This window comes from Eggerthella hominis, assembly GCF_014287365.1.
GTDB lineage: Bacteria > Actinomycetota > Coriobacteriia > Coriobacteriales > Eggerthellaceae > Eggerthella > Eggerthella guodeyinii.
Map to the genome: position 1 here is coordinate 969,605 of NZ_JACOOA010000001.1, position 20,132 is coordinate 989,736.

The following is a 20,132-nucleotide window of genomic DNA, read 5'->3' on the forward strand; positions in this document are numbered from 1 at the left end:
TACCTCTACTCCACGCCCGTCTCGTCGAACCGCTCCTGCGCCGCGGTCTCGCCTTCGTCTTCGTCCTCGGTCACCGCGTCGCCCATGCCCGGCACGAAGCAGGCGTCCTCGCCCAGGTCGCGCGCGAAGCGGGCGAGCAGCTTCACCGTGGCGTCCAGGTCGTCGAGGCACACCACCTCGGTGGGCGTGTGCATGTAGCGCAGGGCCACCGACACGAGGCCGGTGGGGATGCCGCCGCGGGTGATCTGGATGGAGCGGGCGTCGGTGCCGGTGACGCCGGGCTCGGCCTCGATCTGGTACGGCAGGCCCTCGGCCTCGGCCGCCGCCACGAGGCGCTCGAACACGGCCGGGTTGATGTTGGGGCCGCGCGCGATGACGGGGCCCTCGCCGCAGACGATCTTGCCGTACTTCGTCTTGTCGATGCCGGGGTAGTCGGTGGCGTGCGTCACGTCGAACGCGATGGCCACGTCGGGGTTCAGGCCGTACGTGGACGTGATGGCGCCGCGCGTGCCGATCTCCTCCTGCACGGTGGCGGCCACGATGAAGTCGCCGGGCGCGCGGCCCTCCTTCGCGAGCGTCTCGAGCACGCGCGCAGCGATCCACACGCCCGCCTTGTCGTCGAAGGCGCGCGAGACGGCCATGTTCTTGCCGAAGCGCTCGAAGCCCACGCCGAACGTGATGACGTCGCCCACCATGACGAGCTTCTTCACGCGCTTGGCCGGCAGGCCCAGGTCGATGACCAGCTTGTCGATGGGCGTGACGCTCTTGCGCTCGTCGGGCTCGATGAGGTGGATGGGCTTGCGGCCCACCACGCCGCGCAGCGGCTCGTAGGAGTTCGACGCGTGCACGTCCACGCGCATGCCCGGCAGGATGGCCGCGTCCACGCCGCCGACGGACGACACGGACAGGAAGCCCTCGTCGGAGATGTAGGTGACCATGAGGCCGATCTCGTCCATGTGCGCGGACAGCATGAGCGACGGGGCCACGCCCGTGCCCGACAGCCGCGCATGGACCGAGCCCATGACGTCGGTTTGGATCTCGTCGGCCGTGCCGGCCAGACGCTCGCGCACGAGCTCGGCCACGGCGATCTCGGTGCCGGTGGCCGACGGGGTCTCGAGCAGTTGCTTGAGGAATTTCACCTGCTTGTTCTTCATAGCGCTCCCTGTTCTGGGCGAGGCCGCGCGTGGGCGCGCGGCGCGTTGTTTGGTATGGGTGACAGTATAGCCCCTGCACGCCTGAGCGGCCACCTCATCGCAGCGTTGACGCGAGGCCGTCACCGGAGCACCACGAGGGCCCGGGGCCGGAGGCGCGCCGGCGTCCGGAGGGAGGGGCCTACCAGTACTCCTTCTTCTTCGCGCGCTTGCGCTCGGGCTTCGGCGGGCGGAAGTCCAGGGCCAGCTGGCCGTCCTGCGAGGCGACGGACGCCTTCTTCCGCTCCACGCTGTCGATGGTCCACGACACGGCGTCCTTGCCGTACAGCTCCAGCATCTTGAGGCGCGCGTCGCGCAGGTTGCCCTTCGTGTTGGCGCGCGAGTCGCTCTCGAACTCGAAAAGCCCCGTGCCGCGCACGTCGGCGGCCGCGGGAGAGACGTAGTGGGCGATGTAGGTCTGCATATCCTTCCTTCGGGGGTCGTGGTTTTCTCACTGTTCGCATGATACCCCAAGGCGGCCGCGCGCGCTGCGCGATCGTGCGAGAAAAGGGCGCGTTCACGACGACCTGACGGGCGCGAAACAAGGATGCAACCGCTTCGGGAGCGGGCCCGTCGCTTCCCTACAATGGCAGGAAAGACAGCAAAGGTGGACCTCCATGCCAAACACTCACCGCACCGCGGCGACGCTCCGTCGCGACACGCCGCTTCCCTTGCCCCTCATGCGCATCGACGACCCTTGGGAGGCGAACGCCCCCGCCCGCCCGCAACCGACCGGGCGCCGCGACGCCGCGCCCGGCGCCGGGCGGCTCATCATCGTGTCGAACCGCCTGCCCTACCGCTTCGAGGACGACGGCGAGGGAGGCTTCGAGCTCGAGCGCAGCGTGGGCGGCCTGGCGACGGGCCTGGGACCGCTGCACGAGCAGGACGGCAACCTCTGGATCGGCTGGGCCGACGCCGACGCGTGCCTGGGCGACGAGGAGCGCGCGCGGCTGGCCGCGGCGTTCGAAGAGCGCGCCTGCCGCCCCGTCTTCCTCGACGACCACGACGCCGAGGCGTACTACGAGGGCTTCTCCAACTCGGCCATCTGGCCGCTGTTCCACGGCTTTCCCCAGTTCACCCGCTTCGACGAGGAGGAATGGGAAACCTACCGGCGCGTGAACGAGCGGTTCTGCGAAGCGGTGCTGGCCGAAGCGCGGCCCGGCGACACGCTGTGGATCCAGGACTACCACCTCATGCTGCTGCCGTCGATGCTGCGCGAGGCGCTGCCCGAGGCGTCCATCGGGTTCTTCCTGCACATCCCCTTCCCCGACTACGAGACGTTCCGCACGCTGCCGTGGCGCGACGAAATCGTGCGCGGCGTGCTGGGGGCCGACCTCATCGGCTTCCACGCCTACGACTACGTGCGCCACTTCCTGTCGAGCTGCCGGCGCGTGGCGGGCATCGAGAACACGAGCGGCACCCTCACGGTGGACGGGCGCGTCGTGCAGGTGGACGCGTTCCCCCTCGGCATCGACTACGCGCGCTACCGCGACGCCGCGCGCACGCCCGAGGTGCGCGCGTCCATGGAGACGCTCGCGGCCGAGAAGGGCCACGAGGGCTGCAAGGTGATGCTGTCGGTGGAGCGGCTCGACTACTCGAAGGGCATCCCCGAGCGCATCGAGGCGTTCGACGCCTTCCTCGACCGATACCCCGAATGGAAGGGGCGCGTCGTGCTCATGCTGGTCACCGTGCCGTCGCGCGAGAACGTGGCGTCGTACCGCGCGCTCAAGAAGCGCATCGACGAGCTGGTGGGCCTTGTGAACGGCAAGCACTCCACGATGGACTGGACGCCCGTGGACTACTACTACCGCGCCCTGCCGTTCGAGCAGCTGGTCAGCCTGTACGCCGCGAGCGACGTCATGCTGGTCACGCCGCTGCGCGACGGCATGAACCTCGTGTGCAAGGAGTACCTGGCCTGCCACGACGGCAACGGCGGCGTGCTGGTGCTGTCGGAGATGGCCGGCGCGTCCTACGAGCTGCACGAGGCGCTGTGCGTGAACCCGTTCGACCGCGCGGGCATCGTCCGGGCCATGCAGCGGGCGCTCACCATGCCCGCCGACGAGCAGCGGAAGCGCAACGCGCCCATGCAGCAGCGCCTCGCGCGCTACACGTCGAAGAAGTGGGCGCGCGAGTTCCTCGACGCCGTGGCCGACGTCAAGCGCCGCCAGGCCGGCATGAGCGCGCACCTCCTGGGCCCCACGTCCGCCGGCAAGCTGCTCGACGCGTTTCGCGGGGCGGGACGGCGCGCGCTCCTGCTCGACTACGACGGCACGCTCATGCCGTTCTCCGACGACCCCGCGCGCGTCGCGCCCGACGAGCGGCTGCTCGACGTGCTGGCGCGCCTGGGCGGGCGCGCGGACAACGACGTGGTGGTGGTGTCGGGACGCGACCACGCCACGCTCGAGGCGTGGCTGGGAGCGCTGCCCATCGACCTCGTGGCCGAGCACGGCGTGTGGTTCGCCGCCCGCGCCTCCGGAGCCGGGCGCGCCTGGACGCTGCAGGAGCCGCTCGACAACAGCTGGAAGGACGCCATCCGCCCCGTGCTGGCCGACTTCGTCGACCGCACGCCCGGCTCGCTGCTGGAGGAGAAGGACTACTCGCTCGTGTGGCACTACCGCATGTGCAGCCAGGAGCTGGCCGAACGGCGCGTCATCGAGATCAAGAATGCGCTGGCCGACGGCCTGGCCGACCGCGGCATCGCGCTCATGGACGGCAACAAGGTGATCGAGGTGAAGCCGCGCGGCGTGGACAAGGGCCACGCCGCCCATCGCTGGTTCCGCGATCCCGCGTACGGCTTCCTGCTGGCCGCCGGCGACGACCGCACCGACGAGGACGTGTTCGAGGCCGCGCCGGCCGACGCGTGGACCATCAAGATAGGCGGCGGGCCCACCCGCGCCCGCTTCGCGCTCAAGGACAGCGCCGAGATGCGCCAGCTGCTGGAAGCCCTGGCCGAGGCCTAGAACGCCCGCGAGGAGCCGCGGAAGGGGCCGCTGGCGTCGGGCGCTTCGGGAGCGTCAGGGACGTCGGGAGCGCGGGCGGCGTCGGGCGCGGCGTCGGGGGCGAGGAACGCGAGCATCCGGCCGAGCAGGGCGTCCAGCTCGGGCTCGTCGAGCGTGCGGGCGAAGCCGCTGTCGGCGAGGTTCTCGAACGCGGCGGCGTTGCGGTAGCGGATGCCGTCGAGGAAGAACGCCTTGCGCCGGTTGGCGCGATCGCGCACCACGACGACGGTCTGCGACGGCAGCTCGGCGTAGGCGCGCCCGCCCACGCCGAGCTTCCGCTCGTACCATTCGGGCACGTTGCGCACGCCCTCGTCGGCGAAGAACGCGCGGATCTCCCCGCACCCTGCCAGCGGATACGGCGGCAGGTCGTAGCCCCGATGGCGCGCGTACGCGAAAACATAGCGGGACGCGTCGCCCACTTGCGCGCGGTCGCCCAGCACGAACGACAGCAGCTCGAGCGCGCGATGCGGCTGCCACCGGTCGCGCTCGAGCTCCAGCAGCCGCGCGATGCGCGCGACGACGTTGCCGTCGGAGCCGTCGCGACGGTCGGGGCTCATCGCGCTTCCTCCGTCAACCGTTCGAGCAGGGCGTCCACGTCGCGCGGCGTGCGCGCCACCACGGTTTTGTCGCCGTGGGCGTCGAGGACGGCGCGGTAGCCCTCCCTGATCGCGGGCGTGCGCCCGTCGCGCATGAGCCACCAGAAGAATGCGCGGTCGAACTTCTCGGGGCAGCCCGCGGCCATGTCGTCGCGCGCTCGCCCGCGATGGGAGCGATACCGCTTGAGCGCGCGGACGAAGCAGCGCCGTCGGGGGAAGTCGAGGATCACGATGAGGTCGGCTTCCTCGTAGCGCCGGCCGCAGTCGGCGCGCTTCCAGTTCCCGTCGACGACCCACGACTCGTGCTCGTCCAAGAACGCCCGCACGATGGCGCGCATCTCGTCGTGGTCGCGATGCACCCACCCTTCCTGCCAGCCCACCGCGTCGAGGTGGAGCACGGCGGCCCCGTACAGCTCGCCGAGGCGCCGCGACAGCGTGGACTTCCCCGCGCCGCTGTAGCCGATCACCGCCACCTTCACGCGGAGGCCTCCCCCGCGTCGGCGGCCGGGTCGGAGGGCGCGGCCGCGCCTTCGTCGGCGGCGGGCATGAGGGCGCGTAGGACCTGCTCGAACGGCTCGCGCGCGGCGCGGCGCACGAGGCGCTCCTTCTGGCGGCGCGTGAGGCGCTTGAAGCGGTACTCGGCGCTCATGGCCTCGTGCTTCGTCGCGTACGCCGCCTGCACGAGCAGGCGCACGGGCAGGCGGCTGCGCGTGTACTTCGCGCCCGCGCCGGCGTTGTGCGCGCGCACGCGCTCGGCGACGTCCACGGTGTAGCCCGTGTACCACGTGCCGTCGGCGCACTCGAGCACGTACAGGTAGAACGACGGGGCGTCTGCGACCTGGGGTTCCATGCGGCTATGCGAGCACCTTGACGACGATCTTGCGCACGCGGCCCGGCGCGTCGAGCGCGCATCCCGGCTTGTGGGCGTCCTCGGGCGCGAGCACGGCCACGTCGCCCGCGCGCAGCACGACGGAGCTGGGGCGCTCCGGCGCGACGTACAGCCCGAAGTCGGCGTCCTCGTCGAAGGGCTGGGCTTCCGCGAGCCCCTCGAGCGGCGCGTACTCCATGACCTCCTCGCCCGCCACCACGAACTGCACGTCGAAGTAGCGGCGATGCGCCTCCATGTCCTTCTCCGCGGCCGGGACGGTGTCGTATTCCTGCACGTTGGCGAACACGGCGTCCCCGTCGATGTCGACGCGGCCGAGCGGCAGGGCGGCCAGATCCTCCTGCGCCAGGAAGGCGTAGGCGGCCCGGAAGCGCGCGGAGCGGTAGTCGTGGTCGGCGGCGTGGCGAAGCGTTGAAGCCAGCATGGACGGTCCTTTCGAGGCGTGGGTGCGGTGCGGTTCGGTGCGCATCGCAGTATACACCCGAGGCCGCCCGGCGCGCTGACGGGGCGCGATTGCGCATTCCGCTTGAAGTCTCCCGACGCCTCGTGGACGAGGGCGGCGGGGAGGTCGATAATGGCCGTATCAGCCCCGCGCCGGCATTGCGGCGCCGTCCACCGAAGGAGCAAGGCATGATCAACCAGTTCTGCAAGAAACCGCTGTGGGAATGCTCGAAAACCCTTTCCGCCGTGGCCCAGGGGCTCGCGCCCGCCGACACGGTGATCAGGGGGGCGAAGCTCGTGAACGTGTGCACGGCCGAGATCCAGGAGGACGTGGACGTGGCCATCGCCGAGGGCCGCATCGCCTACCTCGGGCAGGCCGACCACTGCATCGGCGAGAACACGCAGGTCATCGACGCGGAGGGGCAGTACATCGCGCCCGGGTTCCTCGACGGGCACATCCACGTGGAGTCGTCGATGATGGGCGTAGGCGAATACGCGCGCGCCGTCGTGCCGCACGGCACCGTCGGCATCTACTGGGATCCGCACGAGATCTGCAATGTGCTGGGGCTCGAAGGCGTGCAGGTGATGGCCGAGGACGCGCAGCGCACACCGCTCAAGGCCATGATCACCACCCCCTCGTGCGTGCCCGCCGTGCCCGGCTTCGAGGACACCGGCTCGTTCATCGGACCCGACGACGTCGCCGAGACGATGGCGTGGCCGAACGTCGTGGGCCTCGGCGAGATGATGAACTTCCCCGGCATCCTGGGCAGCACCGACCACGCGCACGGCGAGGTGGGAGCGACGCTGCGCGCCGGCAAAATCGCGACCGGCCATTACTCCATGCCCGAAACCGACCGCGGCCTGAACGCCTACATCGCCTCGGGCGTGCGCTGCTGCCACGAGTCCACGCGCGCGCAGGATGCGCTGGCGAAGATGCGCCTCGGCATGTACGCGCAGCTGCGCTTCGGCTCGGCCTGGAAGGATCTGCCGGTGCTGGCCGAGGCCGTCGTCGCGCACGACATCGACACGCGCTTCGCCAACCTCGTCAGCGACGACACGCATCCGCACACGCTGGTGGCCGACGGGCACCTCGACCATATCGTGCGGGTTGCCGTCGGTCTGGGGATCGACGCCGTGACCGCCATCCAGATGGTCACCATCAACTGCGCCCAGTGCTTCCAGATGGACCACGACCTGGGCTCCATCACCCCCGGCAAGTGCGCAGACATCGTGTTCCTAGACGACCTGGAAAGCCTGCAGGTCACCCGCGTGCTCATCGACGGCGACATGGTGGCCGAGAACGGGCGCGCCCTGTTCGACCTGCCGCCGTTCCAGTTCCCCGACTGGGTGACGCACTCGATGCACCTCGGCAAGGAGCTGACGCCCGCGTCGTTCGCGGTGCCCGCGCCCGAGGGCGTCGTCGACGGCGAGCGCGTGCGCGTGCGCGCGATCGAGGTCATCCCCGGGAAGGTGGGCACGTTCGAGGCGCACGTCGACCTGCCGGCAGTCGACGGCCGGCTGGAATCCGACCCCGAGCAGGACGTGCTCAAGACGTTCGTGTTCGAGCGCCATCACGAGACGGGCACGTGCGGTTACGGCTTCGTGAAGGGCTTCGGCATCAAGCGCGGCGCGATGGCGTCCACCGTGGCGCACGACGCGCACAACCTGCTGGTGGTGGGCACGAACGACGAGGACATGGCCCTGGCCGCGAACACGCTGGCCGCGTGCGGCGGCGGCATGGCCGTAGTCGCCGACGGCGAGGTGCTGGGGCTCGTGGAGCTGCCCATCGCCGGCCTCATGGACGCGCTCGACGCCGTGACGATGAGCGAGAAGGTGCACCGTCTTGAGAAGACGTGGGCCGAGATCGGCTGCACCATGCCGTCGCCGTTCATGACGATGGCCCTGATACCGCTTGCCTGCCTCCCCGAGTTGAGGCTGACGAACCGAGGGCTGGTGGACTGCACGACGTTCGAGTTCGCGGATTTGGTGGTGGAGTAAACATACTGGAACAGGAGCGCTTCGCTGCCGATTTTCGATATATATTCGCGATTATTATATTAATAATCGATAATGATTTTTATCATGTCGTATTGTTTCCAGATTGGATATCGAAATGGACGACCAGAAATACCTTTTGAGTATGGAGTCGGATCCGAACGCGTTAGCGAAAGAATCTCGATGGAGAAAGAAGACCACCGAAGAGATTTCTGTATACAAACGAGATTTAGAGCAATACTTAAAGAAGGGTTATGTTATTGCGCGCGAAATGACTCGAAAAAGCATAGTAAAACGCGAATGGCCGCATAAAAAGCAGTTAGCCAACCGAGTATGGTTACTTTTTTACAAACTTGGATATTCAGAGTTGAGCACAGGATACGATTTCGAAGTAGTAGATGAAACAAAAGACGGAAGATCGATTTACCGCGATATAGACGTATTAGCGAAAGACGACGAGACTGCTGTAGTGACAGTATGCAAATCATCCGAAATCCCTATTAAGGAAAGTCTGACAAAAGACATCGACGACTATTCAAACGCGAAAAGTATCATCTCTCATTGCATAAACAAACAATATCAAAACGCATGCAAACCGAAAATTATTTGGTTGATCGTAACTCATAATATAATATGGTCCGAACTAGATAGACAGTATGCCAGAAAAAATAATCTACACGTAATCACAGAGAAAGAACTGCGTTACTATTTACAGGTTGCAGAACACTTGAAGTCTGCCGCTCGTTACCAGATTCTTGCCGAGTTTTTGAAGGATCAGAAGATTCCCGCATTAGAAAACGTTACTGTTCCTGCAATTCGTGGAAAACTCGGCGGCCACCTGTACTACTCATTCGTGTCGACGCCGGAACAATTGTTAAAAATTTCCTTCGTCAATCATCGTTCGCTCAACGATCCAGAAGGCGCACCCTCCTATCAAAGGCTAATCAGTAAAACAAGATTAAGAGACGTTTCGAAATTTATCCAAAGTGGAGGATATTTTCCTACCAACATTTTGATCAATTTCACCAAAAAATGCCGATTTGACCGGATTAGCCAAAACGAAGACGCTGGAATAACTTTTGGCAATTTGTATTTGCCAAGCCAATATCGATCAGCATGGATCATTGATGGCCAACACAGATTGTACGGTTACGCCCCTCTCGATAAAAGCTTTTTGAAACAAAACATCATGGTGATCGCTTTCGAGGAGCTCGATAAGACCGAGGAGGCAAATCTCTTCGTCACGATCAACCATGAGCAAAAATCCGTTTCAAAAACTCTGCTAGATGAGCTTGAAGGGGAGCTTAAATGGGGTTCTGATAAACCAAATGAGCGGATTGGGGCAATTTGTTCGAGATTGATTTCGCTATTGAATGAAGATATGGGTGAACCCTTTTACCGTAAAGTAACCCAGCAGGGCATTCCGCCATCGGACGAGACGTGTCTAACGATTCCCGAGTTAAAAAATGGGCTAAAGAGATCCGGACTCATTGGAAGCGTCGATGGCAGCACTAAGGAGTACATCAAAGGGGCCTTATCCGGTGAAACCGACTCTGAAACTCTTCAACGAGCAAGAGAAGCATTAAATAGCTTCTTTGACATCATCAGGAGTTCCAATCCTGCGCTATGGGATGCGGGCCGCAAAGGAATTCTCTGCACCAATATAAGCCTTCAAGGATACCTATTGCTCCTGAATTCCCTAATACAACATACATCTCTACTAACTCAAACAGATCCGCTTGAGTTAGACCCGTTGAATATCGTATTGGGAATTACCGAGTACCTTTACCCCGTGAGAAACTGGCTATCAAACGCCTCCATCGAAACGATGAACGGGACTTTCAAAGTTCAATATGGATCTGGTGGACCTAAAGAGTACTATTTTAGGCTTTGTCAAATTGTCAATAAGACACATCCGAATTTCAATCCAGAGGAATATCAAAAATGGATCAATGAAAGGTCCATAGAGAGAGTCGAGAAGGCTGATAGACAAATAAAAGAATTGAATATCGCCGTGCAGAAAACTATCTTTGATCAACTTAAGGAAATATATGGTACCGAAAACAACGCCTACTGGCGGAAAGGGGTTCAGGATAAAGGAATCAAGAAGAACGCTTACACGAAATCGCTCGAAGAAGAAGATCAACATCTCCCCCTTGAAAATTATCTCGAGTTCATAGAGTACAAAAAAATAGTCGAGCAAAAAGACAACTGGCCAGTTTTCAAAAACATTTTTGACATTCCGGAACCACACGAAAAGGGACGAGCCAAAAACCTGAAATGGATGGAGAAAATCAACGAACTAAGGAGAATACAAGCTCACCCGACCGAAAACCGAAGTTACAAAATGGAAGACTACGATTATCTTGATTACATCCATGACACTTTCGTCAAACGGGTTAGCATTTCCTTGAATGAGGCATAGCCCATGAAGCCTTTTTTGAACTGGGCCGGAGGCAAGCGTTGGCTTGCCGGAAACTATGCTGAGTATTTTTACAAAATAGATGAGCGGTTTATTGAGCCCTTTGTAGGAAGTGGTGCTATTTTTTTCGCTCACAAACCCCAAAACGCGATACTCTCAGACTCAAATGAACGTCTAATTGAAACATATAAAGCTATTCGCGATGATTATGCAAACGTTCTGCGTCATCTCAAAATACATGACGCAAACCATTGCAAAGAGTACTACTACTCGTTAAGGAAACGCAACTGCACGAAACCATACACGCGAGCCGCTCAATTCATATACCTAAATAGAACATGCTTCAACGGCTTGTACAGGGTCAATCAGAATGGAATCTTTAATGTGCCCATCGGTACGAAAAAAAGCGTTATCCAATACGATGATGATTTTCGATTATGGTCAGATGCACTTAAAAATACCTGCCTTTACGTTCAGGATTTCGAGCAAACGATCCTAATGGCAAAAAAAGGAGATTTCATTTATGCCGATCCACCTTATACGGTACGCCACAACAACAATGGTTTCTTGAAATACAACGAGCATATTTTTTCATGGAGCGACCAAGAAAGACTGGCACACATACTAAACGAAGCCAATGAGAAAGGCGTCAGGATATTGGTTTCAAACGCAGATCATGAATCTATACGCTCTCTGTACGAAAATGATGGCTGGATCATTGATAAGGTCAAAAGATTCAGCGGAATAGCTGCAGCATCAAACAACAGAAAAGGGATAACAGAAATCTTAATCAGGAATTATGAATTGGACGAGGGTGTGAACACCGACGAATAGCTTATTTGTTCTGCGTAGCGACATACGCGCGTACCTACCCTTCAACCAGCAGGAGGCTTCTGATCGCGCGATCATCCTCCAGCGGCTCGAAACCGATCCGCACGTGTTCGACCGCGACTCGCTCGCGCATATGACGTGCTCGATCTGGACGGTCGACCCGACCGCGACCAGGACGCTCATGGTGTTCCACAACACCTACGGCTCGTGGAGCTGGATCGGCGGGCACGCCGACGGCGAGCGCGACCTGGCGCACGTCGCGCTCAGGGAACTCGAGGAGGAGACGGGCGTCGCCGAAGCGCGGATCGTGCCGTGCGGGCCGGGGAACATCTTCTCGCTCGAGGTGCTCACCGTGGACGGGCACGAGAAGCGCGGGCGGTACGTGAGCTCGCACCTGCATCTCAACGTGACGTACCTGGCCGTGGCCTCGCCGGACGAGCCGCTGCGCGTCAAGCCGGACGAGAACAGCGGCGTGCGCTGGGTAAGCCTCGACGAGGCGTGCGCGCTGTCCAGCGAGCCGTGGATGGCCGAGCGCGTCTACCGCAAGCTCGTCGACAAGCTGGCAGCGGTCGACATCGACGCCCAGCGCTCGCGGGACAGGTAGTACAGCTCGAAGTCCTGCGCGAGGCCGTCCGGCGCGGCCTCAGCGCCGTGGAGGGTGCCCTCGTGGACGAACCCCGACTTCTCGATCACGCGGCCGGAGCGCTCGTTGAACGGGTAGTGCGTGCACGTGATCAGGCCGAGCCCCAGTTCTTCGAAGCCGTAGCGCAGCACCTCGTCCGACGCCTCGGTCATGTAGCCGCGACCCCATGCGCCCCGTGCGAGCGCGTAGCCCAGCATGAGGCAGTCGACGTTGCGTCGCTGCGGGTCGCGGATGAGCCCGATCGACCCGATGCACGGCCCCACGGCGCCGGCACCGGCGCACTCCCCCGCTGAACCCTTCTCGAAGACGCCGAACACGTGCGGCTCGCGCGCGATCACCTCCACGAACACGCGCGCGTCCTCGCGCGTGCGGTGCGGCGCCCACCCGGCGTCGGGGCCGACGGCGGGATCGCTGCAGTAGGCGAACACGTCGTCGATGTCGTCGGACGTCAGCGGGCGCAGCACGAGACGCTCCGTTTCAAGAACCGGGCACTCCGCCGACGTCGCCGCCAGCACGGCCGGCGCCTGGCCCGGGCGCCGCGCCTCGCCAGCCTCAAGGCAAGCCGCGAGCTGCACCTCGTCGAGCGTGCGCACCCCCGCCTCGCGCAGCGCCCGCGCCGCCACGCCGTACCCGGGCACGAGCGCGCCCGTGAACGTGCCGTCGTACACGAGGCCGCATCCGCACGAGGGGCTCTTCGCCTTGAGAACGGCCAGCGTGCAGCCCCGCTCCTGCACCAGCTCCACCGTTTTGGCGGCCCCGGCCAGAAACGCGTCCGTGGCGTCGCCCCCGTCCGCGTCCACCACGCGCAGCGCGCGCTCGGCGGCGACGATCTCGCAGGGCGTGCGCGGAACGGGCAGTCCTCCGAGCGTCTCGGGGCACACGCTCACGAGCTCGTGCGTCGCGCGCAGCTGCAGCACGGCCTCGCAGGGACGCGATTCCCCGTCGTAGCGGCACGGTTCGCCCAGCAGGCACGCGCTCACGGCTATCGGCATGGCTCATCCTCGTTTCGTCACGGAATCACTCTGAGAGCGCCAGTATAGCAAAACCCGCGCACCCGCCGCGCTAGCGCGTGCGCACGAACACCACCGCGGCGGCGAGGGCCGCGAACCCGGCCAGCGCCCCGAGCACGCCCACGAGCGTCGTCACGCCCACGAGCGCGCCCATCATGCCGCTCAACAGGGCCGACCCCGTGTAGCCCAGCAGGTTGATGGTGGACACCACCGTCGCCGTGCTGCGCATGTCTGCCCGGGCGAACAAGAGGCGCAGGCTGCCCGACAGGCACATGCCCGTGGACAGGCCGAACAGCGCCACCAGCACGAGGAACGGCCCCAGCGCCCCGGCCGCCATGGCCGCGCACATCGCGCAGGTGAACGCGAGGAGCGCCGCCATCGACACGCGCAGCGACACGCCCGACGGCATGCGCGCTTCGAGCGGCGCCCCCAGCGCGCTGGGGGCCATCGACAGCGCGAGGATGGCCGACGCCACGAACGGGTCGCTCGAGTCGAAGCATTCCACCGCCACCGGCGAGCTGAACGACTGGAAGAACGTGCCCACGCCCCACGAGGCGACGTAGGCGCACGCGGCGATGGGCAGCACGCCGCGCAGCTTCGCGTCCACCCCGATCACCGGCTTGCACGCGGTGCGCAGCGGCGTGCGCCGCAGCACCGTCTCGGGAGCGGCGGGAACAAGAATCACACCGAGCGCGAGCAGGGCGATCATGATCCAGTAGATCAGCTCGTGCCGCGTCGTGGCAAGCGACAGGAAGCCCACGGCAAGCGAGCCCGCCATCACGCCCAGCAGCGCGCCGCAACCGGCCACCGCAAGGCCGAAGCCCTCGTAGCGCCCCACCGCCGAATCCACGACGAGGGCCGAGATGGCGCTCATGGCCAAGCCGCACGACACCCCCTGCACGGCGCGCGCCGCCAGCACGATGAGCGGGTCGTCGGCGCGCAGGAACATGAAGCATCCCAGCATGGCCAGCAGCAGCGACGCGGCGGCCAGCGGGCGGCGGCCGGCCGCATCGGACAGCGACCCCGAGAGGAACAGCGTCAGGATCACGCCGAACAGGTACATGAGCATGGTGGCGGAGATGTCGGCGTCGGTGAGGCCGATCGCGCCCTTGTATTCCGAGTACAGGGGGATGGGCACGGCCGAGGCCGCGAACACGGCGATGAAGGCGAACGTGGCGATGGCCAGCCCGCGCACCCCCTGGTCCCGTCCCTGGTCCTGCCCCTGCTCCCGCCCCTGCCGAGAGAGCGCAGGTTCCACCGCTTCCACCGCATGCGCGCGCATGGCACCACCCGTCCGTCACCCGCGAATTCCGCCCGCATTCCTCCCTGCGAGGAGCGATTGCGCCCAGCATAGCACCTCGAAATCATGGAGGGAACACCCGCCTTCCGCGAATGCGGGACCCGCGGCGCGAAAAGTCTGATACCATGGTACAAATGTTCTGAAACGTACCCCGAGGAGGACACCCCAGCGCATGCTATCCGAAGACGACATCAGCCGGCAGTGCCCGGCGCGCACCCTGGCGCGGGCGCAGTCCATCGCCGCCTCGGATAGGAACATCCTCACGAAGCAGGTGCGCTACAACCCGCCCGAGACCACGTTGTCGGCGTTCGTGGCCAGCAGCAGCGGATGGAACGACCGCTACCGCACCTCCGTCACGTTCGACGAGGCCGAGGGCGCCGTCGTCGACTACGCGTGCACCTGCCCCGCCTACCGCGAGCACGACGGCATGTGCAAGCACTGCGCGGCGCTGGCGCTGTCGTACCTGTCCGCGCCCGAGAAGTTCATGGGCTACCGCGCCCATCGCGCGCCCACGACGTCCACGAGCCTGCTCGAGTTCATGGAGCGCAGCAGGGCCGCCGCCGAGGCGGAGGAAGCCGGCGGCATCGACCTGGAGCCCACCATCGTGTACGGCTACCGATCGTGGTCGGCGCATTTCAGGATCGTCGGGCCGCAGGGCGGCTACGTCATGAAGAGCATCTCGGACTTCGTGGGGCGCATGCGCCGCGGCGAGCGGTTCTCCTACGGCAAGAAGCTCGCGTTCACCCACGTCCCGGCCCTGCTCGCCGAGCGGGCGCGCCCAATCGAGCGCTTCCTCGACCGCGCGGTCGCCCTGCGCGAGCAGGCGACCGGCAGCGCGTTCTGGCGCTATCGCGGGCGCGACGAGATCGGGCGCGACCTCGACCTGTCGGACTACGAGCTCATCGAGCTGCTGGACCTCCTGGACGGCCGGCCGTTCACCGTCGAGGGCACCGACTGCGGGACGCGCTCCCTCACGCACGCCCACGTCGTCAGCGCCGACCCCGACATCGACGTCCGCGTGGAGCGCACCGACGAGGACGGTTACGCCATCGTCCAGCCCGACGAGCTGCCGTTCGTCGCCCAAGGCGATCGCATGTACCTGTGGCAGGGCGACGCGTTCTACCGCTGCTCGGCCGACTTCGCGCGCACGGCGGGCTTCCTGCGCACCGCCTACGACAGCGACGACGCGCGCCTGTTCGTCAGCCTCGCCGACATGCCGCTGTTCTGCGCCACCGTGCTGCCCGCCATCGAGCAGCGCCTCCACGTGGAAACGCCGCCCGAGATCGAGCTGTTCCGCCCCGTGCCGTGCAAGCTGGAATTCTACTTCGACAAGACCGACCACGACGTCACGTGCGCCGCGCACGCCGTGTACGGCGCCCGCCGCTACCCGCTGTTCGACGCCGCGCCCGACGACGAGGCAGGGCCCCTGCGCGACGAGCGGCTGGAAGGGCGGGCGAAGAACCTGGTCAAGCAATACTTCGACACGTTCGAGGCGCCTCCGGCCATCAAGCTGGGCGACGAGTCGGCCGTGGCCGACCTCGTGTTCGGCGGGCTCGTGGAGTTCCAGGCGCTCGGGGAGGCGTTCACCACGCCCGCGTTCGACCGCCTGCTCGCCGACAAGAAGCCGCGCCTGTCGGTGGGCATCTCGCTGGCCGGCAACCTCATCAACCTCACCGTGTCGGCCGACGACCTGCCCCCGGCCGAGGTGGCCGCGCTGCTGGCGAGCTACCGGCGGCGCAAGCGCTACCACCGCCTGAAGAGCGGCGCGTACCTCAACCTGGCCGAGTACGACCTGGCGCAGCTGGACCACCTCGTGGACGACTTCGGCTTCACGCCCAAGCAGCTGGCCGCGGGCCAGGTGGAGCTGCCCGCCTACCACGCGTTCTACCTGGACGAGCAGTTCGACGACGCGCAGCGCAACCGCTCCTTCACGCGCTACCTCGAAAGCTTCCGCGCCATCGAGGGCGCGCCGTGCGCGGTGCCGGAGCAGCTGGCCGCCACGCTGCGCCCCTACCAGGCCGAGGGCCTGCGCTGGATGAGCGCGCTCGCCGACCGCGATCTCGGCGGCATCCTGGCCGACGAGATGGGCCTCGGCAAGTCGGTGCAGCTCATCGCGTTCCTGCTGGCGCGCCGAAGCGAGGCGCGGGCCGTGGGCCCCAGCCTCATCGTCTGCCCCGCGTCGCTCGTGTACAACTGGGTGGCCGAATTCGAGCGCTTCGCCCCCGACCTCGACGTGCGCGCCGCGGTGGGCACCAAGCGCGAGCGGATGCGCATCCGCGCCGAGGCCTGCGACCGGCGCACGCGCGAAAGCGGGCTCGCGCGCGACGGGCGCTGCTGCGACGTGCTGATCACCTCGTACGACCTGCTGCGCATCGATGCGGACGACGTCGCCGAGCGCACGTTCTACTGCTGCGCGCTCGACGAGGCGCAGTACGTCAAGAACCACGCCACCAAGACGGCGCGCGCCGCGAAGCGCGTGCAGGCGCGCCATCGCTTCGCCCTCACCGGCACGCCGATGGAGAACCGCCTGAGCGAGCTGTGGAGCATCTTCGATTTCCTCATGCCGGGCCTGCTGGGCTCCTACATGCGCTTCCGCGAGCACTTCGAGCTGGACATCACCGGCGGCGACGAGGACGCCGCGCGCCGGCTGCGCTCGCTCGTGGCCCCCTTCATGCTGCGCCGGCTGAAAGCCGACGTGCTGAAGGACCTGCCCGACAAGCTGGAATCGGTGGTGTACGTCCCCATGGAAGGCGAGCAGCAGCGCCTGTACGCCGCCCACGAGCAGCAGCTGCGCGACGCGCTGACGCTGCAGAAGAACAACCGCAACAACCGGCAGTTCCGCGAGCGCAAGGTGGAGATCCTCGCCGAGCTGACGAAGCTGCGCCAGCTGTGCTGCGACCCGCGCCTTTTGTACGAGAACTACGCCGGCCACGCCGCGAAGCTGGACGCCATCGCCGAGCTCGTGGAGTCGGCCATGGACGCCGGCGAGAAGACGCTCGTGTTCTCGCAGTTCACAAGCTTCCTCCAGCTGATCGCCGACGTGCTGGACGCGCACGACGTGCCCTACTTCACCATCACGGGCGCCACGCCCAAGAAGCGCCGGCTCGAGCTGGTGAACCTGTTCAACGACGACGACACGCCCGTGTTCCTCGTGTCGCTCAAGGCGGGCGGCACCGGACTCAACCTCACGGGCGCGTCGGTGGTGGTGCACGCCGATCCCTGGTGGAACGCGGCCGCGCAGAACCAGGCCACCGATCGCGCGCATCGCATCGGCCAGACGCAGGTGGTGAGCGTCCACAAGGTCATCGCGAAGGACACCATCGAGGAGCGCATCCTGCATCTGCAGGACGCGAAGACCGACCTCGCCGACCAGGTGATCGGCGCAGGCGGCGTGTCGCTCGCGACGCTCAGCCAAGAAGAGCTGCTCGACCTGCTGGAGAGTTAGGAGCCTCCCATGCGCTACCGCATCGATCCCCGAAGCGGCGCCGAGCTGTCGGCGCTCGGCTTCGGCTGCATGCGCTTCCCCGCGAACGCCGTGGGCCGCATCGACCAGGACGCGGCCGAGCGGCTCGTGCTGGAGGCGGTCGACGCCGGCGTGAACTACTTCGACACCGCCTACCTGTACCGGGGCAACGAGGAAGCGCTCGGCACCGTCTTCGCGAAGCATCCCGACCTGCGCGAGCGCATCAACCTGGCGACGAAGCTGCCCCACCTGGCGTGTTCGTCGCGCGACGACTTCGACCGCTACCTCGGCATCCAGCTCGAACGGCTGCGCACCGACCGCGTGGACTACTACCTCGTGCACAACGTGACCGCCTTCGAGCAATGGGAGCGGCTTGTCGCGCTCGGCATCGAGGAGTGGGTCGCGGCGCAGAAAAAGGCGGGCGTCGTGCGGCGCATCGGGTTCTCGTTCCACGGCCCCGCGGCCGACTTCGGGCGGCTGCTGGACGCCTACGATTGGGACTTCTGCCAAATCCAGTACAACTACCTGAACGAGCACTACCAGGCGGGAACCGCCGGGCTCGAGCTGGCGGCGGAAAAGGGCCTGCCGGTCATCGTCATGGAGCCGCTGCTGGGCGGGCGGCTGGCCGCCAACCTGCCGCGCGCGGCGACCGAGGCGCTCGCTGCGGCCGGTCCGCAGTTGAGCCCCGCAGCCTGGGCGCTGCGCTGGGTGTGGGACCGCCCCGAGGTCACCGTCGTGCTCTCGGGCATGAACTCCTCGGAGCAGCTCATCGAGAACGCGGCCCTCGCCGACCGGGCGCTCCCCCGCTCCATGAGCGCGGACGAGCACGCGGCCATCGCGCGGGCGCGCGACATCTTCGCCGAAAGCTACCGGGTGCCGTGCACCGGGTGCAACTACTGCATGCCCTGCCCGAAAGGCGTGAACATCCCCGCGTGCTTCGCCGCCTACAACGCCTCGTTCGCCCACAGCTGGTTCGAGGGCGTGAAGCTCTACGTGACGGGCGTGGGCGCGTTCGGCGACAGCCCCCGCCTCGTCAGCGACTGCGTCCGCTGCGGCGCCTGCGCGAAGCACTGCCCGCAGCACATCGCCATCCCCGACGAGCTGGAGACGGCGCGCAAGCGCGTGCAGCCTCCGCTGCTGCCCGTCGCGCTCAAAGTCGCCGGGCGCGTCTTGCGGCGCTAGCGCAGGGCCCCGCCGGAGGCGGCCGGGGCGTGCGCGCGGCCGAACCGCTCCACGTGCGCCCGCACGAGGGACGCCACCCGGGCGCGGGCGGCGTCGTCCTCGCAGCCGTCGTGCATCTGCATGAGCGTCATGAGCGGCGCGAAGAACTCCAGCGCCATGAGCCGCCCGTCGCCCGGTGCGAACGCCCCGGCCTGCACCATGCCATCGAACAGCGCGGCCTGGTACGCGATGGGGCCGTCGGCGAAACGGCCGCGGTAGAGCGCGCCCATGGCGGCATCGCGGTACTGCTCCCGCGTGAGCAAGCGCCGGTACAGCACGGCCTCCTCGTCCTGCGTCCAATAGCGGAACTGCGCCTCGGCCATGTCCGCGATCGCCCCGATCGGCAGGGCGGCGTACGCGCCCGCCAGCTGAGGGGCCTCGCCCGACGGCGTGCCGAGCGAGGCCGCGAAGCGCTCGTAGGCGGCGTCCATGCGCTCGACCACGGCGTCGAACAGCGCCTGCTTGCCGGAGAAGTGCTTGTACAGCGAGGCGGGCTTGACGTCCACCGCCGCCGCGATGTCGCGCATGCTCACGCCGTCGTACCCGTGCTCGGCGAACAGCCGCAGAGCCGCTTTCGCCACCGCCTCCTTCGTGTTGCGCCGCGCCGTCACGGGCGCGCGCCTTCCGCGCGGCGGGCGCGCCAGCTCGCCGCCAGCTGCAGAGCGCCGATGACCAGGTAGACGGTCGTAACAGGATTGGGCATGAACGCCGTCTCGACGAGCGTCCAGGCGACGAGCAGCCCGCCCGCCGCCATGCCCACCGCGTACGACGCCGCCCGCTTGCCGCGGAACCGCAACGCGAGCGCGACGAGATTGGGCACGCCGTTCACGAGGACGAGCGCGAGCCCCGGCCAGAAATGGCTCGTGAAGAACACGTCGTGCAGCGGGAAGCCGTCGTACACCGACAGCGGCATGAACGCGTTGTCGGCGCCCGTCAGCCCCAGAACCATCATGAGGCCGCCGCACACGACCGCGCACGCCCCATCGAACCAGTTCACGAACAGCGCGAACCCGCGCGCAAGCCGATCGAGCATGAGGGTCCCTCCTATCGGTTAACGATCGTTAGCTTTATGGGAGCCAGTATAGCTAATGATCGTTAGCCTTGCAAGGGAGGGAGACGGCGGCGCGCAAACGAC

The 20,132-nt window shown here is 65.6% G+C and carries 17 protein-coding genes; 7 read left to right on the forward strand and 10 right to left on the reverse strand.

Features of this window, described 5'->3' with window-relative positions:
• Positions 1–5 precede the first annotated feature (5 nt).
• Both H8S61_RS04240 and H8S61_RS04245 read right to left on the reverse strand, forming a co-directional pair.
• Positions 6–1,154: a M42 family metallopeptidase gene (locus H8S61_RS04240; RefSeq protein WP_186938041.1), complete on the reverse strand. Its 1,149-nt coding sequence runs from the start codon at positions 1,152–1,154 to the stop codon at positions 6–8.
• A gap of 178 nt (positions 1,155–1,332) precedes the next feature.
• On the reverse strand, positions 1,333–1,614 hold the full coding sequence (locus H8S61_RS04245) for a hypothetical protein (protein WP_101722853.1): 282 nt from the start codon (positions 1,612–1,614) through the stop codon (positions 1,333–1,335).
• Between the two features lie 193 nt (positions 1,615–1,807).
• On the opposite strand from H8S61_RS04245, the gene H8S61_RS04250 reads away from it, so the two are divergent.
• The gene (locus tag H8S61_RS04250; RefSeq protein WP_186938042.1) at positions 1,808–4,150 is read left to right on the forward strand and encodes a bifunctional alpha,alpha-trehalose-phosphate synthase (UDP-forming)/trehalose-phosphatase; all 2,343 of its coding nucleotides are present in this window, start codon (positions 1,808–1,810) and stop codon (positions 4,148–4,150) included.
• On the opposite strand, the gene H8S61_RS04255 is transcribed toward H8S61_RS04250, so the two are convergent.
• The 4 genes from H8S61_RS04255 to H8S61_RS04270 are packed head-to-tail and all read right to left on the reverse strand — an operon-like array spanning position 4,147 to position 6,095.
• On the reverse strand, positions 4,147–4,746 hold the full coding sequence (locus H8S61_RS04255; protein WP_255466416.1) for a hypothetical protein: 600 nt from the start codon (positions 4,744–4,746) through the stop codon (positions 4,147–4,149). The two genes, H8S61_RS04250 and H8S61_RS04255, sit on opposite strands and share 4 nt — an antisense overlap.
• Complete coding sequence (locus tag H8S61_RS04260) at positions 4,743–5,264, reverse strand: P-loop NTPase family protein (RefSeq protein ID WP_186938043.1); 522 nt, start codon at positions 5,262–5,264, stop codon at positions 4,743–4,745. Before H8S61_RS04260 ends, H8S61_RS04255 begins: the two co-directional genes overlap by 4 nt.
• A complete protein-coding gene (locus tag H8S61_RS04265; protein ID WP_186938044.1) occupies positions 5,261–5,635 on the reverse strand; it encodes a GIY-YIG nuclease family protein in 375 nt (124 codons plus the stop codon). The genes H8S61_RS04260 and H8S61_RS04265 overlap by 4 nt, the downstream gene beginning before the upstream one ends.
• Before the next feature lie 4 nt (positions 5,636–5,639).
• Positions 5,640–6,095, reverse strand: a complete 456-nt coding sequence (locus H8S61_RS04270) for a NanQ anomerase/TabA/YiaL family protein (protein ID WP_186938045.1) — start codon at positions 6,093–6,095, stop codon at positions 5,640–5,642.
• A 206-nt stretch (positions 6,096–6,301) separates the two neighbouring features.
• On the opposite strand from H8S61_RS04270, the gene ade reads away from it, so the two are divergent.
• From ade to H8S61_RS04290, 4 genes are all read left to right on the forward strand, one after another.
• Entirely contained in the window at positions 6,302–8,110 is a 1,809-nt protein-coding gene (ade, locus tag H8S61_RS04275; protein ID WP_186938046.1) for an adenine deaminase, read from the forward strand.
• A 115-nt stretch (positions 8,111–8,225) separates the two neighbouring features.
• Positions 8,226–10,532, forward strand: a complete 2,307-nt coding sequence (locus H8S61_RS04280; protein WP_186938047.1) for a DGQHR domain-containing protein — start codon at positions 8,226–8,228, stop codon at positions 10,530–10,532.
• Positions 10,533–10,535: 3 nt separating this feature from the next.
• Positions 10,536–11,363, forward strand: a complete 828-nt coding sequence (locus tag H8S61_RS04285) for a DNA adenine methylase (protein ID WP_186938048.1) — start codon at positions 10,536–10,538, stop codon at positions 11,361–11,363.
• 103 nt (positions 11,364–11,466) lie between these two features.
• Positions 11,467–11,964: an NUDIX hydrolase gene (locus tag H8S61_RS04290; protein ID WP_366457799.1), complete on the forward strand. Its 498-nt coding sequence runs from the start codon at positions 11,467–11,469 to the stop codon at positions 11,962–11,964.
• Here H8S61_RS04290 and H8S61_RS04295 read toward each other — a convergent pair.
• Together H8S61_RS04295 and H8S61_RS04300 are read right to left on the reverse strand one after the other, a co-directional pair.
• On the reverse strand, positions 11,898–12,995 hold the full coding sequence (locus H8S61_RS04295) for a GNAT family N-acetyltransferase (protein ID WP_186938049.1): 1,098 nt from the start codon (positions 12,993–12,995) through the stop codon (positions 11,898–11,900). The two genes, H8S61_RS04290 and H8S61_RS04295, sit on opposite strands and share 67 nt — an antisense overlap.
• Before the next feature lie 70 nt (positions 12,996–13,065).
• Complete coding sequence (locus H8S61_RS04300; RefSeq protein WP_186938050.1) at positions 13,066–14,295, reverse strand: MFS transporter; 1,230 nt, start codon at positions 14,293–14,295, stop codon at positions 13,066–13,068.
• Positions 14,296–14,485: 190 nt separating this feature from the next.
• On the opposite strand from H8S61_RS04300, the gene H8S61_RS04305 reads away from it, so the two are divergent.
• Positions 14,486–17,758: a DEAD/DEAH box helicase gene (locus H8S61_RS04305; RefSeq protein WP_186938051.1), complete on the forward strand. Its 3,273-nt coding sequence runs from the start codon at positions 14,486–14,488 to the stop codon at positions 17,756–17,758.
• 9 nt (positions 17,759–17,767) lie between these two features.
• Entirely contained in the window at positions 17,768–18,958 is a 1,191-nt protein-coding gene (locus H8S61_RS04310; protein WP_186938052.1) for an aldo/keto reductase, read from the forward strand.
• Here H8S61_RS04310 and H8S61_RS04315 read toward each other — a convergent pair.
• A complete protein-coding gene (locus H8S61_RS04315) occupies positions 18,955–19,608 on the reverse strand; it encodes a TetR/AcrR family transcriptional regulator (protein ID WP_160943349.1) in 654 nt (217 codons plus the stop codon). The two genes, H8S61_RS04310 and H8S61_RS04315, sit on opposite strands and share 4 nt — an antisense overlap.
• Complete coding sequence (locus H8S61_RS04320) at positions 19,605–20,030, reverse strand: hypothetical protein (protein ID WP_186938053.1); 426 nt, start codon at positions 20,028–20,030, stop codon at positions 19,605–19,607. The genes H8S61_RS04315 and H8S61_RS04320 overlap by 4 nt, the downstream gene beginning before the upstream one ends.
• Positions 20,031–20,132 lie beyond the last annotated feature (102 nt).

What these genes read in the sequence shown, in the direction of transcription:
- H8S61_RS04240 (WP_186938041.1), bottom strand. Translation starts at nt 1,154, where the DNA reads ATGAAGAACAAGCAGGTGAAATTCCTCAAGCAACTGCTCGAGACCCCG.
- H8S61_RS04245 (WP_101722853.1), bottom strand. Translation starts at nt 1,614, where the DNA reads ATGCAGACCTACATCGCCCACTACGTCTCTCCCGCGGCCGCCGACGTG.
- H8S61_RS04250 (WP_186938042.1), top strand. Translation starts at nt 1,808, where the DNA reads ATGCCAAACACTCACCGCACCGCGGCGACGCTCCGTCGCGACACGCCG.
- H8S61_RS04255 (WP_255466416.1), bottom strand. Translation starts at nt 4,746, where the DNA reads ATGAGCCCCGACCGTCGCGACGGCTCCGACGGCAACGTCGTCGCGCGC.
- H8S61_RS04265 (WP_186938044.1), bottom strand. Translation starts at nt 5,635, where the DNA reads ATGGAACCCCAGGTCGCAGACGCCCCGTCGTTCTACCTGTACGTGCTC.
- H8S61_RS04270 (WP_186938045.1), bottom strand. Translation starts at nt 6,095, where the DNA reads ATGCTGGCTTCAACGCTTCGCCACGCCGCCGACCACGACTACCGCTCC.
- ade (WP_186938046.1), top strand. Translation starts at nt 6,302, where the DNA reads ATGATCAACCAGTTCTGCAAGAAACCGCTGTGGGAATGCTCGAAAACC.
- H8S61_RS04280 (WP_186938047.1), top strand. Translation starts at nt 8,226, where the DNA reads ATGGACGACCAGAAATACCTTTTGAGTATGGAGTCGGATCCGAACGCG.
- H8S61_RS04285 (WP_186938048.1), top strand. Translation starts at nt 10,536, where the DNA reads ATGAAGCCTTTTTTGAACTGGGCCGGAGGCAAGCGTTGGCTTGCCGGA.
- H8S61_RS04295 (WP_186938049.1), bottom strand. Translation starts at nt 12,995, where the DNA reads ATGCCGATAGCCGTGAGCGCGTGCCTGCTGGGCGAACCGTGCCGCTAC.
- H8S61_RS04300 (WP_186938050.1), bottom strand. Translation starts at nt 14,295, where the DNA reads ATGCGCGCGCATGCGGTGGAAGCGGTGGAACCTGCGCTCTCTCGGCAG.
- H8S61_RS04305 (WP_186938051.1), top strand. Translation starts at nt 14,486, where the DNA reads ATGCTATCCGAAGACGACATCAGCCGGCAGTGCCCGGCGCGCACCCTG.
- H8S61_RS04310 (WP_186938052.1), top strand. Translation starts at nt 17,768, where the DNA reads ATGCGCTACCGCATCGATCCCCGAAGCGGCGCCGAGCTGTCGGCGCTC.
- H8S61_RS04320 (WP_186938053.1), bottom strand. Translation starts at nt 20,030, where the DNA reads ATGCTCGATCGGCTTGCGCGCGGGTTCGCGCTGTTCGTGAACTGGTTC.